General features: G+C 34.4%; 13 protein-coding genes. 7 read left to right on the forward strand and 6 right to left on the reverse strand.

Going from position 1 to position 15839, the window contains the following annotated elements; genetic code table 11:
- Positions 1-31 precede the first annotated feature (31 nt).
- The 5 genes from dnaN (at position 32) to FLA105534_RS18140 (ending at position 6549) form a co-directional block, all read left to right on the forward strand.
- Positions 32-1150, forward strand: coding sequence for a DNA polymerase III subunit beta (gene dnaN / locus FLA105534_RS18120; protein ID WP_173967501.1), 1119 nt, complete (start codon positions 32-34; stop codon positions 1148-1150).
- Between the two features lie 380 nt (positions 1151-1530).
- The gene (locus tag FLA105534_RS18125) at positions 1531-2160 is read left to right on the forward strand and encodes a DsbA family oxidoreductase (protein ID WP_173967502.1); all 630 of its coding nucleotides are present in this window, start codon (positions 1531-1533) and stop codon (positions 2158-2160) included.
- A 637-nt stretch (positions 2161-2797) separates the two neighbouring features.
- Positions 2798-4039, forward strand: a complete 1242-nt coding sequence (locus tag FLA105534_RS18130) for a DcaP family trimeric outer membrane transporter (RefSeq protein WP_217427713.1) — start codon at positions 2798-2800, stop codon at positions 4037-4039.
- A gap of 32 nt (positions 4040-4071) precedes the next feature.
- Positions 4072-5121, forward strand: a complete 1050-nt coding sequence (locus FLA105534_RS18135; RefSeq protein ID WP_173967504.1) for an asparaginase — start codon at positions 4072-4074, stop codon at positions 5119-5121.
- A 93-nt stretch (positions 5122-5214) separates the two neighbouring features.
- Positions 5215-6549, forward strand: a complete 1335-nt coding sequence (locus tag FLA105534_RS18140) for an anaerobic C4-dicarboxylate transporter family protein (RefSeq protein ID WP_173967505.1) — start codon at positions 5215-5217, stop codon at positions 6547-6549.
- A gap of 195 nt (positions 6550-6744) precedes the next feature.
- Here FLA105534_RS18140 and FLA105534_RS18145 read toward each other — a convergent pair whose 3' ends face one another.
- Both FLA105534_RS18145 and FLA105534_RS18150 read right to left on the reverse strand, forming a co-directional pair.
- Entirely contained in the window at positions 6745-8517 is a 1773-nt protein-coding gene (locus FLA105534_RS18145) for a MutS-related protein (RefSeq protein ID WP_173967506.1), read from the reverse strand.
- A 69-nt stretch (positions 8518-8586) separates the two neighbouring features.
- Positions 8587-9420: a universal stress protein gene (locus FLA105534_RS18150; RefSeq protein ID WP_173967507.1), complete on the reverse strand. Its 834-nt coding sequence runs from the start codon at positions 9418-9420 to the stop codon at positions 8587-8589.
- 182 nt (positions 9421-9602) lie between these two features.
- On the opposite strand from FLA105534_RS18150, the gene mnmE reads away from it, so the two are divergent.
- The gene (mnmE, locus tag FLA105534_RS18155) at positions 9603-11003 is read left to right on the forward strand and encodes a tRNA uridine-5-carboxymethylaminomethyl(34) synthesis GTPase MnmE (RefSeq protein ID WP_173967508.1); all 1401 of its coding nucleotides are present in this window, start codon (positions 9603-9605) and stop codon (positions 11001-11003) included.
- A gap of 167 nt (positions 11004-11170) precedes the next feature.
- Here mnmE and FLA105534_RS18160 read toward each other — a convergent pair whose 3' ends face one another.
- The gene (locus tag FLA105534_RS18160) at positions 11171-11947 is read right to left on the reverse strand and encodes a carbonic anhydrase family protein (RefSeq protein WP_173967509.1); all 777 of its coding nucleotides are present in this window, start codon (positions 11945-11947) and stop codon (positions 11171-11173) included.
- Between the two features lie 302 nt (positions 11948-12249).
- On the opposite strand from FLA105534_RS18160, the gene FLA105534_RS18165 reads away from it, so the two are divergent.
- Entirely contained in the window at positions 12250-13005 is a 756-nt protein-coding gene (locus FLA105534_RS18165) for a LuxR C-terminal-related transcriptional regulator (protein ID WP_173967510.1), read from the forward strand.
- A 76-nt stretch (positions 13006-13081) separates the two neighbouring features.
- Here the strand turns inward: FLA105534_RS18165 and FLA105534_RS18170 are convergent, their stop codons facing one another.
- The 3 genes from FLA105534_RS18170 to FLA105534_RS18180 all read right to left on the reverse strand — a co-directional run.
- Positions 13082-13600, reverse strand: coding sequence for a hypothetical protein (locus FLA105534_RS18170; protein ID WP_173967511.1), 519 nt, complete (start codon positions 13598-13600; stop codon positions 13082-13084).
- Between the two features lie 143 nt (positions 13601-13743).
- The gene (locus tag FLA105534_RS18175) at positions 13744-15168 is read right to left on the reverse strand and encodes a tetratricopeptide repeat protein (protein WP_173967512.1); all 1425 of its coding nucleotides are present in this window, start codon (positions 15166-15168) and stop codon (positions 13744-13746) included.
- Between the two features lie 15 nt (positions 15169-15183).
- Positions 15184-15839: hypothetical protein (locus FLA105534_RS18180; protein WP_173967513.1), on the reverse strand; the 656-nt coding region annotated here is incomplete at its 5' end.

Genomic DNA, 15839 nt, shown 5'->3' on the forward strand with positions numbered 1-15839 from the left:
AAGAAAAGAGCAAAAAAATAAAACAATAGAGATGAAATTTATAGTATCGAGTTCGTACTTATTAAAACAATTACAGGTTTTAGGTAGTGTAATTAACAGCAACAATACGTTGCCTATTTTAGACAACTTTTTATTTGAACTAGACAACAGCGAACTGACAGTTTCGGCTTCGGATCTTGAGACTACAATGTCTGCTACATTATCAATCGATTCTACAAGTAAAGGAAGCGTTGCCGTGCCTGCTAAACTTTTACTTGAAATTTTAAAAACGTTTCCGGAACAGCCTTTAACTTTTACGGTTGAAGAGAACAATACTGTTGAGATTAGTTCTAACTCTGGGAAATATGCTTTAGCATATGCTGCCGGTGAAGAATTTCCAAAATCAGTGAGTCTTGAAGAACCGTCAGTTACACTTGTTCCTGCTGATGTTTTGGCAACTGCAGTAAGTAAAACTATTTTTGCTGCCGGAAATGATGATTTACGTCCGGTAATGTCCGGAGTTTTCTTCCAATTCTCTCCTGAAGGATTAACTTTTGTAGCAACAGATGCTCATAAATTAGTAAAATATGCCCGTACAGATGTAAAAGCATCACAGGTAGCTGATTTTATTATGCCAAAGAAACCTTTAAATATCTTAAAAAGTATTTTAGGAACTTCTGATGCAGAAGTAAAAATTGAATACAACGATTCAAATGCGACTTTCTCATTTGACAATTATATTTTAACATGTCGTTTGATTGATGGAAAATACCCTAACTACGAAGCGGTAATTCCAAAAGAAAATCCAAACAAATTAATGATAGACCGTTCTTTATTTTTAAGTTCAGTTAAGCGTGTGGCAATTTTCTCAAACAAAACTACACACCAAATTCGCTTAAAAATTGCCGGAGCCGAATTGAATGTTTCCGCAGAAGATATCGATTACTCTAACAAAGCCGAAGAAAGATTAACTTGTGATTATCAAGGAGATGATCTTCAAATTGGTTTCAACTCCCGTTTTTTAACTGAAATGCTAACTAACCTGCAATCAGATATGATTATGTTGGAGATGTCATTACCTAACAGAGCAGGAATCCTTACACCGGTAGACGGTTTAGAAGAAGGAGAAACTGTTACAATGCTGGTAATGCCTGTAATGTTAAATAGTTAACATCAAAACTTCTTTTTGTTACAGAGATTTTTTTTAGTTTCAAATTAAAGACATATCATTGTAAAAAAAAATAACATCGCTATTAACCAACCATTTTTTATACCTAGAAACCGCAATTCTTTTTTTAAGATTTGCGGTTTTTTATTTTTCTCTTTTTGTTTCTGCGTAGATGTTTCAGGTTTCAGGTTTCAGGTTGAAATGCGATCAGGGATTGAGCTGATTTTTACCGCAAAGTGCGCTAGGTTTTTCTATACTCTGCATGTATGTTATAAATGTAAAAGTTCGCAAAGCTTTGTCTAAAAACATTGAGAACTCCTTACGTTGAAATCAACACAAACTTGAATTTGAAACCTAAAACAAATTTTTCTTATTTTTGTAATATGAAAATAGAAATTTGGTCGGACATCATGTGTCCGTTTTGTTATATCGGAAAAAGACAACTGGAAACAGCTTTAGCTGAATTTCCAAATGATAAATTTGAAATTGAATGGAAAAGCTTTCAGCTTGATCCAACCATCACACCGCAATCAGGTAAAGATGTTTATACCTTTTTGGCAGAGCGAAAAGGTTTTTCTGTTGAGCAATCCATCGAAATGCATAAAGGTGTCACAGAACGTGCAAAAAGCGTAGGTTTGGACTATCACTTTGATAAAGCAATAATTTCAAATTCACTAACGGCACACCGTATCATTCATTTGGCCAAAACCAAAAATCTTGGCGATCAAATGGAAGAAATTTTCTTTAAAGCTTATTTTACAGACGGAAAAGATTTAAACGATTCCCAAACCCTAATCAAATTGGGTATTGAAGCTGGTTTAGACCCAAAAGAAGTGCAAGAAGTCGTAGAAAACGAAAGCCTTTTCTTAAATGATGTTCATTCTGATATACATGAAGCAAATCAGATTGGTGTACAAGGAGTTCCGTTTTTTGTTTTTGACCGAAAATATGCCGTTTCCGGAGCTCAGCCAGTGGAGGCTTTTGTGAATACGATCAAAGAAATGCAGAAATAACTATTTCAGAACAGCTTCATTAACCTGGAGCTCAATTCTAAAAAAATAACCTTCAATAGCTCTACATCTCAGATATTCAAACAAATTCATTCTTTAACTGTATGAATATCTGAGATTATAATTTATCCTTAAAACAGAGTAAGTCATTTATATCACTTTTTGCATCAAAAAAAGTTAGACTTAAATTCTTCGGCACTATTTACATACTCCTGTAATATTATTTTTTTGTGCCTAACCCTTTTAAATTCAATTGATTTAACACACTCAATTGCATAATTATAAATTTTTCAGCTTTTAACTGTTTTATTTGTAAGATTTTGCAGTGTTTTTTCCTATATTTGTATGAATCGACTTTTATATATTAAATCTAATCCTGAGATTTTATGAAAAAGATGTTATCCTACCGCCTAAGATTTTTATTTTTTATCACATATTTGGTAACACAAATATTCCAAAGGTATTTTCGATTTCAACTCTATACTTATTCTACATAATCTACACCTATCTAATACCATCTTTAGCATTAAGAGACATTTCTATTTAGCATAGCTTAATTGATTCAAATCTATTACTTGAGCTTAGCAATAAAAAAATCATAGCCAGCAACCTTTATTTTACCTCAAATTTTTTATTAATTATGAAACAAAATAAACTTTTAGCATTGATCCTCTGTTGTTTCGCTTTGCTATTATCCAGCTCTGTACAAGCCCAGTTTATGGCAGTTGAATCAAAAGATACTTTAAATGGAAAGCCAAAATTGACTGCAAAACTTCTTGGCAGATTAAAATTAAACGGAATTTACGATGTCAGAGGAAGCCTCAGTGGTAATAGCTCATTTCTTATTCATAAAAATGATGTTTCAGGAAAAGACATACCTGCTTTTAGCATGGACATGCGACAATCGCAATTGCGTTTTGTAAGTACAATACAACTCAATAATGGAAAAGAAATAAAATCAATGCTTGAAGCCGATTTTGAAGGAGCAAATAACACTTCTCAATTCAGACTACGCCATGCCTGGGTTCAATACGATCATTGGACGGTAGGTCAAACCTGGTCAAATTTTGGAGACTCCTCCTTGTGGCCTTCACCATTACTCGATTGGGATGGCCCTACAGGTATGGTACTTTCCCGCAGAATTCAGGTACGCTACACTGCTCGCTTTAAAGAAAACGGACACACTGCTTTTGAGCTTTCTGCAGAATATATGGAACCACGTCGCTTGTACGATTACACGCTAAACCCCACTCAAGGTGTAGATTACGTGCCCTCCAGAGCACCTGATGCTGTTGCAGGCATAAGATATGCTTTTAACAACAAAGGCTTTATAAAAGTGGCCGGACTTTATCGTAGTGTTGCTTACGATTCTAAAAATGTTGCATCCGGAGAAACACAATTTGATTTTGCTTCCCAAAATGGTGGCGGTGTCACAGCAATTACAAGTATCTTTTTTAGAAAAAAATCAGGCTTAATAAATAATCTTCAGGCGCAATGGACAATAGGTAAAGGAATCGGTGATTATTTTCTGGCTGTGGGTGGTTCGGGGCTAGATGGTTTTGCCCGATCAGATTATTCGGGAAAACTAGACCTTTTACCAGTACATGCAGGTTTTATTTCGTACGAACGTTTCTTCAATAAAAAATTTCATTCCATGATTATGGCCTCTTACAATCATTTTTATGACGGAGCTGCCACACAGGCCGGTTGGGACCGTATGACCAATTACCAGTTTACGCTTAATGCATCTTATGACTTTTTTGATTTCCTTACTGTCGGACTTGAACCACAAATAGGCTACAAACAATTACAATATGCAGATGGAAACACTCAAGGGGCTAACGCCGTTCGAATCAATTTTGGAATGTTATTCAATTTCTAATATCAGGATTAACCACATAAATAATAAAAAAAATGAAAAAATTAGTACTCGTATTTTTGTTGTGCATCGCGACATCTATAACCTTTGGACAACAAAAACCCCGAATCATAATTCTTGCTACGGGTGGAACTATTGCAGGTGAGGGAAAATCTTCGGATAGAGCCGGCTATACTGCGGGTAAAATTCCAATATCCGATCTTATAGGAAGCATTCCGAGTGTAAATTCGATTGCAGACATCAGCGGAGAGCAAATATCTTCTGTAGGCAGTCAGGACATGAGTCTCGACATATGGAAAAAACTAGCCACTCGTATCAATGAAATATTTAGCAAAAATGAAGCCGATGGCGTTGTTATAACACATGGTACCGATACGCAGGAAGAAACAGCCTATTTTCTTAATTTGGTCCTTCCACATGAATTACCTGTTGTAATTACGGGCTCTATGCGTCCGGCAACAGCTATTAGTGCTGACGGTCCTAAAAACCTGTTTGATGCTATTACGGTTGCTGCCGACCCTAAAAGCAGAAAACGTGGCGTTTTAGTTTCTTTTAATGAATCAATTTATGACTCCAGAGAAGTGACCAAAACCAGTACAACTAAAGTAAATGCTTTTAAATCGCCAGATTCGGGACCACTTGGAGAAGTTTATGACGGTCGTGTAGAATACTATAAATCATCCGTGAGAGAAACCACTAAAGGAAGACCTTTTGAAGTGAATACAAACACAAAACTGCCAAAAGTTGAAATTGTATATATGTATGCAGATGCCTCAGCTGATTATATCGATTATTTGGTAAAACAAAAAGTAGATGGTATTGTAATAGCCGGTGTTGGAAACGGGAATTTCTCTAAAGCTTTTACCGATGCTATTCAAAAAGCAACCAAAGCAAATATCTCTGTATGCCGTGCAAGTCGTTGCATTGAAGGCAGAGTCGTATTAGATGGTGAGACCAACGATAATGAACTAGGGACTATAGTATCTGATAATCTTAGCCCGCAAAAAGCAAGAATTTTATTGATGCTTGGACTAACGAAATCAAAGAATAAAAAAGAGTTACAAGATTATTTTTTCCATTTTTAAAATCTTTACTTACCACATTTACAACATTATCAGTAACTTTCGAATAAGATTCAATTCACAAACAATCTTGTTAATCTTCAAATTCATCACTATATGATACTACTACAGTTTGCCATACTGCTTGCCATGATCCTTATTGGATCGAGACTTAAAGGAATTGGTCTGGGAGTAATGGGAATGATCGGACTACTTATATTTGTCCTGTTTTTTCATATGCGCCCTGCGGAGCCACCTGTAGCGGTACTTTTGATCATTCTGGCCATTGTAACTACTGCAGCTACATTACAGGCCGCCGGAGGTTTAGATTATCTAGTTAGTATCGCTGAGAAAATTATACGACGCAACCCCAAGTACATTACTTTTATTGCGCCATTTACCGTTTATTTCTTATGTCTCTTCGCCGGTACCGCGCACATAGTATATTCACTGCTTCCAATTATAGCAGAAGTTTCTGCTAAGAAAAGAATACGACCTGAACGACCATTAAGTATTTCTGTTATCGCCTCTCATATGGCACTTACCGGAAGCCCAATGAGTGCTGCAACAGCCTCCTTAGCAGCTATACTTGCCTATTCTACCGCTGTTGTCGATATCATGAAGATATGTATCCCTGCTTGTCTCATAGGAATTGCTGCAGGTGTTTTTTCAGTTTGGAAAATAGGCAAAGAACTCAATGAAGACCCTGAGTTTATCGAAAAAATGAAGGACCCTGTATTTGCCGAAAGTATAGATAAAACATCTGAATCAGACAGAACGTTAAAACCAGGTGCTAAAACAGCCGTTTTCATATTCGCGAGTGCTATATTGCTTATTATTATTTTCGGGGCTTTTCCACAATTTCTTCCTTATGTAGGAGAAGGAGAAGCAGGTTTTGCTGTAGGAGCAGATGGAGCTGTTAATCTTACCGGATTGATTATTATGATTACACTATCGGCTTCGGCACTTATAATGATCGTTACAAAAACCTCCCCTATGTTAGTATCCAAAATGAGTCTGTTTACTTCTATGGCAACAGCTCTTGTATCAGTTCTTGGAGTCGTGTGGATGAGTGCCACTTTTATGGGAGCGAACAACAAATTAATCGAAAGTACTTTCAGAGACATCACATCAGAGTATCCCTTTACTTTTACTTTTGCGTTAATCATTATGGGAGCGTTAACATTCAGTCAGGCCGCAACGACAAAAATCATGATGCCAATAGGATTGGCATTAGGAATTGGACAACCACATCTTATTGCCATGTTTCCTGCTGTTAATGCTGATTTTATTTTACCAGGCTATCCCACGCTGGTTGCTGCAATGGACTTTGATCGTACAGGTACTACCCGAATAGGAAAATATGTAGTCAATCATAGTTTTATGTTGCCTGGTCTGGTCACTATAGCTGTAACTATAGCTTCAGGATTTTTGTTTAGTATGTTCATCTAAAAACCACCATACTATTTTTAATTACTACTTTGCTTTTTCTTACATACTTCATTGTAGTGTTTCAAAAAGCAAAGTAATAATTTACTTTTTTTCTTCTCCTGTTTTTAATATTTCTAATAAGAGAAAACTACAAAATTAGACTTCAATTACAAATTATAATAGAAGCGTTTCAATTAAAATCTACGCTCAAACCTTCTAAATTACTCCCATTTTCTGCATCAGGAAAGTTGCGCTTTTATTTTTACAAATTCCGTTACGAAGTTTATAATCAAAATGAAGTTCGTTATTTTTAATTTCAACTTCAAAGCACTGATTCGTTAAAACATCAGGATATTCATTTGTTGTCAAACATACCTCAATATCGTGCGTAGCAATGGCACCAATCGCATTTTTAGCAATTACTTTTTTAACCACTTCAATTGTTCCGTTTCGTTTATCATCGGAGTTTGTTCCTCTTAGAATTTCATCTAACAAAACAAAAGCAGGACGTTCTTCTAACGCGTCCATAATTTGTTTTAAACGTTTAATTTCAGCAAAAAAGTAAGACTCACTATCCGCTAACGAATCAGACAATCGCATTGAAACTAAAACTGGAAGTGGGTGAATGTTAGCTTTTGAAGCACAAACAACTGAACCTATCCCTCCTAAAACCATATTGATTCCCAAACTTCTCAAAAAAGTACTTTTACCCGACATGTTTGAACCGGTCAGAATCATGAAGGATTCAGGATAAAAATGAGTATCATTCCCTACTCTGGTTGCCGGATTTAATAGCGGATGACTCAGATTTGAAAACCCAATTTTATATTCTGAATTGATTTCAGGGAAAACAAAATCCGGGTTATTGTATGCCAAATTTGCTAAACTATTCAATGCTTCAAATTCACCAATAATATCTATCCATTTTTCAAGTTCAGCCGAATAGTTTTGTTTCCATTTTAAAAGCGCCTTCAAAACGTGCAGATTAAACAAAAACATTCCGTTAAAGACAGTTGCAGTTACAAAATTATTAATGGTATCCATTCTAGAAAACAACTCCGAAAGGTCTTTTAAATGTTTGCTTGCGGTTGTATTTCTAAAAATAAGCTGTTGTTGTAAATCAATTAATCTTTTTGACTGAAAAGATTCAGTTTCGATCTTCTGAACTAATAAACTGTATTGTTTGATGATTTTATCTACATTATCGGCTTTGGCAATCTCCGACTGTATCCGCTTAAAGCAACTTCCCAAAACAATCATATTGGCAATAAAAATATAACTCAGATAGGATAATAAAATTGTTTTTGATGTAAAAAAGTATGCTGCTAAAAAGCCTAAAAATAAGGTTGGAAAAATAACAGATATTGCAATTAAAACTTTAGGTAAGATGTTATTTTTAAATGAATTCCAATAAATTAAAGAGCTATAAGATTCTTTTGTGTCATAACTTATCATTGCCAAAGCCATAAAATCCTGACGCCAATCTATTTTAGTTTTTAATTCGTCGATTGCTTTCTGATTTTCAAGAATAGTTTCATTGGAAGATAACTTCAGCAATTGATTTGCCAACGTCTTTTTACCAATATAAGTAGCGGTTCTGTTTAGATTTTGAAACAGTGAATGATCTCCAAAAACATCCAGATCATAAGCATAGGAATGGCTAAAGTCATTAAATTCTATTCCGTTCTCAAAAGGAATTTTTTCTCTTTTTAAATAAGCAATTTCATTCTCATTTAATTTCAAAATTGCTTTAGTAAGTTCCCTCTGAAAAGACAGAGCAGAATGAATTCGCATTAAAAAAAGAAAACCAACAAAAGACAAAAAAGCAAAAGCTACGTAAAGTATTTCATTGGTTTTTATGTAGTAAAACAATAAGAACAAACACAGAAATACGCTTAAAAGACGCAGAATACTAATGCTATTGTATTTTTTGTTGATTTTATTAAAAAGTATTGTATAGTGCTCAACTTTATTCTGATATGCTTCCATTCCTTAAATTTAATGAAACACAAATATAGGTTTTACACTTACATTCCGGTATTAAATCTCTAATAGATTTTAGGTTTCATGCATGACCAAAACAGGTATCGAAACTTCTTTGGTTATTTTTTTTGAGAAACTGGATTCAAAAATACTTTCAAAGAAAGATTTTTTGTGCGTGATAACCGTTAAAACATCTACATCTTTATAAAGTACAAAATCAAGAATAGTTTCTTTTACTTCATCACTTGGCAGAACCAAAAATTCTACATTTTCATTCGCAAATTCTTTATCCCATTCTTTAATTGTAGTATCTGGGACATCAGTATTTGAAGTTCTTACATAGAGGCTTTTTACTTTTGCATTTGTTTTTCTGGCAATTTCCAGAACTTTACGAAGCTCGGCTTTGTCTTTCTCACGATAACGCGTTGTAAAACCAATTATTTTTATTTTTTTGAATTTTGCATCAGCAGGAATACACAAAACAGGAACCTTAACCTCTGAAATTACTGAGCTCGTATTTGATCCAAGGAAAAATTTTGTCCAGTCTGAAACCCCAGAAGTTCCCATGATTACAAAATCAATATGGTCCTCTTCTACTGCTTTTTTTAGATTGAAAACTAAGTCACCATCCATTAAACGATGTTTGATGACAATGTTATCCAATTTTCGCTCCGCTGCAATGGTTCTAAGCTTCGGGATCTCATCTTTAAACATTTCAAACTTTGCCAATTCAATAGAACTATAGATTGATGCATAATTTTCGGGGAAAAATTGGCTATCGTAAACCGGAATTTCAAAAGTGTGCAACAAAACGAGTTCGGCGTTTACAATCTTAGCAAATTCTAAAGCGTGAACAAAAGCATTTGTTGCCGCTTCAGAAAAATCTGTTGGAAATAATATCTTTTTCATTTTGTTTGAGATTAAAGGTTTGTTTCTCAAATTTAATCATTCTAGGTTCAAATCAAACTGATAATTATCAGTATTTTAACATTTAAAATTTTATTAAAATTAGCGTTTAGAAAAACTATAAACCTCATTTTCAAGCAAGCTTTGAGTTCGTAACTTTGTGCCTTTTTTTATACCTTTGCAACATGATAAATCAAGATTCTATAGTTGCATTGGCTACTCCATCAGGAGCTGGAGCTATTGCTATCATACGTATTTCAGGTTCTGACGCTATTACGATCGGAAACTCTGTTTTTAAATCCATAAAAAACAAGGACTTAACCACACAAAAAACACATACTTTACATTTGGGTCATATTGTTGATGACTCAAAAACATTGGATGAAGTATTGGTGTCTGTTTTTAAAGGACCTAACTCCTACACAGGCGAAAATACAATTGAAATTTCGTGTCACGGCTCAACTTATATCCAACAGCAAATTATTCAGCTGCTCTTAAGAAAAGGATGTCGAATCGCTGATCCGGGAGAATTTACACTTAGAGCTTTCCTAAACGGAAAACTTGATTTATCGCAGGCAGAGGCCGTTGCCGATTTGATTTCATCAGATAACGAAGCTTCGCACCAGATCGCTATGCAGCAAATGCGCGGTGGTTTTAGCAACGAAATAGCCAAACTCCGTGAAGAGCTTTTAAATTTTGCTTCTCTAATCGAACTGGAACTGGATTTTGCCGAAGAAGATGTAGAATTTGCAGACCGTACCCAATTTCATGAGTTATTAAATCGAATTGAATTTGTTTTAAAACGTCTGATTGATTCTTTTGCCGTTGGAAATGTGATTAAAAACGGTATTCCGGTAGCCATTGTTGGAGAACCAAATGTGGGTAAATCTACTTTACTAAATGCCCTGTTAAATGAAGAACGTGCCATTGTTTCTGACATTGCAGGAACAACACGCGACACAATCGAAGATGAATTAGTGATTGGCGGAATTGGTTTTAGATTTATTGATACAGCAGGAATTCGCGAAACCAAGGATGTTGTAGAAAGCATCGGAATCAAAAAAACATTTGAAAAAATCGACCAGGCACAGGTTGTGATTTACTTGTTCGACGGTTTCAAGTTTCAGGTTTCAAGTTCTGAGTTTGTTTCTGAAATTGAACAAATCAAAAATAAGTACCCGTTAAAACCTCTGCTAATTGTCGTCAATAAAAAAGATATATTGTCTACTGATGAAGTTGCAAACATCACCAATAAGCTTGAAAATTTAAATGCAAAGCTATTATTAATTTCAGCTAAAGAGAAAATTGGTGTTGATGATTTAAAAAACGAGCTACTTTCTTTTGTCAATACAGGAGCACTCAGAAACAATGAAACTATTGTAACGAATACAAGACATTACGATTCTCTACTTAAAGCATTAGAAGAGATTCAGAAAGTAAAATTCGGACTTGAAACTAATCTTTCCAGCGATCTTATTGCACTTGATATTCGCGAAGCTTTGTACCAATTTGGTCTTATTACCGGTCAGGTTTCTAACGACGAATTGTTAGGAAATATTTTTGCAAATTTCTGTATCGGTAAATAGGTTTTACAAAATATTAGAAAACAAAGAATGCCCTGTTAAAACGCCATTATATAGTATTTTAACGGGGATTCTTTGTTTTCAGAACTCAAAAATGAGCACTATAAAAACGTATTTTTTTACTTATTTTTATTATCCATTTTTGAATAAATAGGCACCTGTTTATAAGTTCACTTATTGTGGATTGTTTGATACGGATCGAAAAACTCTACCACTCCAGTTTTCATATTGTAAACACCTCCAATTATTAGTATTTGGCCGTTTTGTTCCATCTCTTTTAAAATAATGCTCCTCTGACGAATTTGATCAATAGCAAGTTCAACGTTTGTAGCACATACTGCTTCTACAAATGCTTCATTCGAAGGTGTCTTTTCACCCTTAAAATCTATACTAGCTTTTTTAACTGCAGGTTGTATTTTATTCAACAGCAAGGTTATATTACCTAACTTGACATCACTTATAGCCGATTTAATAGCACCGCAATATTCATGTCCCAGCACCAATACTAATTTTGCGCCCGAAACTTTACAGGCATATTCTAAACTTCCTAAAATATCATCATTTACAACATTCCCAGCTACTCTGGCAACGAATAAGTTACCAATGCCACTATGAAAAACATCTTCAACGGGCACACGGGAGTCAAGACACGATAGTACTACCGCTTTTGGATATTGACCTAAAGATGCCTTCCTCACTCTTTCTGTAGTATTACGAATCGTTAAATTGTCTTCAGCAAAAGCTTTATTGCCACTTTTTAATCGTTCCAATACTTCAACAGGTGTGAGTTTTGCCTGTTGTTCAGCAGTTAAAATATCAGATGAAATAATATCGCTTTTATCAATAGATACCGTTTGATTTTCTTTTCCTTGACTCTCTACTGTATGATGATAGTTTTGGCATCCTATTATAAAGAATAAGAATACTATAACTAATTTTTTTTCCATATAATAATCATTAATAGTATTGATGTTAATGCGTTTAAATTGTTGTAAAAATCTTAATGGTAGAACTAAAATTTATTTTTTAAAGATAAAGACAAAAAATTAATTATCAATAGAATAAACTGATATCAAGTTTGGTAAATTATGGTTAATATAATTAGATCCATCGCTGCAAAAAAATAACTAAGTACTTTGTGTTTTTTGTAACTGATTTGACCAAGCATACAGTTCTCTGCAATATTTACCCACTTTTATTTGAGTTAAACTCATTATTTTGTTAATTTGCTTACTAAAACTCCGTATCAATGAATGCTGAAATACAAACCCTTCATGATGTTTGGCTTTCTAATAGAACGGCTCAAACTACACCATCACACCAAATTTTTTTTGATGATCTTACAAATTCAATTATTAGTACCGGCCCCTTCTATTTCTATATTATAGATTTTTACGATATGTCACTCTCACATATAAGCCCTGCTATTTACGACATGCACGGATTTGACCAGGAAACTTTCACGCTTAATGATGTAATTGGGGTTATTCATCCGGAAGACATCGAATTTGTGATCAAAGCTGAAGCATTTCTAACTAAATTCTTTCAGGAGAAAGTGGATAGGAAAAAATTTTTGAGTTATAAAATAAGTTATAGTTTTAGGGCCCGATTAAAGAATGGGGACTACAGTCTGTTCAATCATCAATCCTTAATGCTTAGCATGGATGACAATGGAGGTTATGGAAAATCATTAAACATACACACTGTAATTGATCATCTAAGCAATCAAAACACTTATAAGATTTCATTTATTGGTTTAAATGGAGAACCTTCTTTTATGAATGTAAGTCTTAATGAGGGTAAAATGGAAGTAAAAGAATTTTCTAAACGAGAAATGGATATTATTAAGCTAATTGGTAATGGTTTAAACAATAATGAAATCGCAACTAAACTTTTTATTAGTGCCTTAACGGTTAAAAAACATCGTAGGAACATTTTAGCGAAATCTGATTCTAAAAATACCAGTGAACTAATCAAGAATTGTGTCCTTCAAGGTATAATATAATCGCTTTCTGAAAACTATTCTTTTTTCTAGTTAGCAGATTCAAGTATATAGTCATTTTATCCTATCATAATTCCGATCAATATTCTTTGTGATCTACATAGAAAGTACAATCTGGAAACAGATCTTCCAGTACAATCAGATGTTCTAAAATCTGTTCATTTTCGAGCTCAGGAAAAAAACCATTTACTTCTGCTAAAGATGAAACATACACCTTCTTTAGATTTTTCAGCTGATCCAGTGCTGCTAAATCTTCCAAAATAATCTCCGTTCGCCAAATGTCTAAATATTCCAAATCTGTAAGCTGATTGAGATAAAACAAGCTGGCTTTTGTAATATTGGGATGCTTCATCAACGTGAGACTTTTTAACTGTTGCACTTTGGAAATCTGTTTCACACCTTCATCTGTGACTGCGGTTTCTTTAAGATAAATGCAATGGATGATCTTTACTTTATCCGTAAGCATTGCGAAATAATTGTCATTATAGTCCAAGTCATCTACTCCGGCAACAACAGGTACTTTCTGAGGAATGTCTTTGGAATCCTTGATCTGGCAAAAATGCCACCAAAATCTTTTTTCTTCGCCTTTGAGTTTCATCCTTCTTGTTTCATTAAAAATATTCGGAAACAACAAAAGTTAATCCCAAATCAAAGTCTATTTACTAAAAAGATGTCTTATTCAGAATAGCTATAATCAAATGTATTAAAATTGATTGGTGGTACTATTATTATGTTCAAAGTTTATTTGTATATGTATTCAAATGTTTGGGTATTTATATAATTACGATATAGATTCTCTAATTCTGCCGATTTAACTTTATCCTTAGGCACTACTTTTCCATCACTATACATTTCAGCCAGTTCTATATAAGTTCCTTTTTCAAAATAGGAAGAATAATGATCCGGATTATCTAAAGCTTCATTATAACGAGCTTTTGAGAACAATGACATTTGATAATCAGGCTGCAAACTTTTGGAGAACCATTCAAAGGCGAGATTTTCATCTTTGTCAATATTATATTCTATAAATTTTTGCTTGTAATAACTTTTACTCTTTCCAGACATATTTAGCTTTTTAAAGTTGATGGTTCTGCCATATGTGTATATCATTCCTAAATAATACATGGCGTTAGGACTACCCGCCTTTGCTGCCTTTTGAAACCACTCTAAAGCCAATTCAGGATTATTACCTCCTTTTACGGTATAGGCAGACGAATAATTGGCTGAATCATACCAATGCGCCAGCAGCATCATAGCATCTCTACTTCCCAAATCGGCTGCTTTCTTAAAATACAAGATAGATTTTTCAAAATTATACTGAGAAATAGGGGCTGGTCTTCCGTTCAAAGCTCTATTTAAGGCAAATTCTACTAAAGCATCTGTATTATTATTCGCTATTGCCGTATCAATCCATTCTCTTCTATCCGGTAAGTATTCGTATGAATCTTTTAGCAGTGCCGCACCTGCAAAATAAAGAAGCATTCGGTAATTTTCGTCCCCTGCTTTGGCTTTGTCTATCAGTTCCGAATAGATCCATTTAAATTCTTCCTCTTTTCTATTCGCTATTTCTTGTTGACTTCGATTGTATCTTTGTAATTCAGCAAAAGCAGCATCTCTATCTCTCTGCTGTTTTTCAGGCGATGCAGAAAATAAGTCAATTATACCCGTTGTTACGTCAACCAGGGCTTTCTGTTCATTATACTTTCTTACATTTTCTGCTGCATAAATATTATTATAAATCGAGACATCAGACGAACTTGATGGCGATGAAGTATCAGAATCAGATGATGGAGTACTAGTGCTAATTGAGCTGGTCTTTTTTGGTTGCAAATCTGAAGCAACAGAAGCACTCTTCGGCATGGTTACAAAAACCTCTGTTACTTTATTCTTTTCAGCTAGTTCTGCCAATTCTTTCTTACGCTCAATTTCCCTTGTTTTTTTATCCGCTTCTATCTTGGCAGCAACAATATCCGCCCTGCGTTTATCTTCAGCAGCTTTATCTTCCCTCTTTTTGTTCTCATTTTTTTCGCAAGCCGGACATAAGTAGCGTTCTGAATCGCAGCCTTTGCTTTTAAGTAAGCAGCACCATTTACCCCCTGATTGATGTCCTTGTGCGTAACCCATCGTTATTGCCATTAAAAGGCAAATTATAAATAGTTTTTTCATGATTTCATTTTTTTGTTAACTCTTTCTTTTAAATTTTTCCTGTGCTTCCTTCATCGCTCTAATTTTTTCTTCATTAGGTTGCTCACAACACAGACGGTCCTGCATGGCTTTTTTACGTTTTATATTTATGTCTATTTCGTCGTTAGGTTCAAAATCCAACGCATAGAGCTGTCCATCGTTTTTAGAAATCAGCCAAATCGTTCTATTATCTACTACCAATTGGTGAGGATTCCAAAACGTTAAATCTACTTTTCGTAAACACCTCCTATCTTTGAAATCATAATGAATTAAATATTTTTGGTAGTAAAACCAAACCGTTCCGGGATGAGTTTCTAAAATGGCTGCGTAGGCATCATTCGTAAAATGATCAGTAGGAAATACTGTTTCCAAATCCAATTGCAGTACTTTCTGTTTATTCTTCGTGAATACAAAAAGTTGCTTTTTTGTCAATATAAAAGTGTGGCTTTTATTAGTTCTTATCAGATATTCAGAATTAATAGGCCTACTTTTGGCAGACTTCCGACTAATGCCTCTTTCCCTGACCGTTTTCAAATCCTCTTTATTTATTGTATATAACTTGTGATTACCCCCATCGAAAAGAATTGTATTACCCGAAACAAGCAACGAACTACAAAGTTCTTTAGATTGAAAATCCTCAAAAACAATATCTG

The sequence above is a fragment of the Flavobacterium collinsii genome, from assembly GCF_902804485.1.
GTDB lineage: Bacteria > Bacteroidota > Bacteroidia > Flavobacteriales > Flavobacteriaceae > Flavobacterium > Flavobacterium collinsii.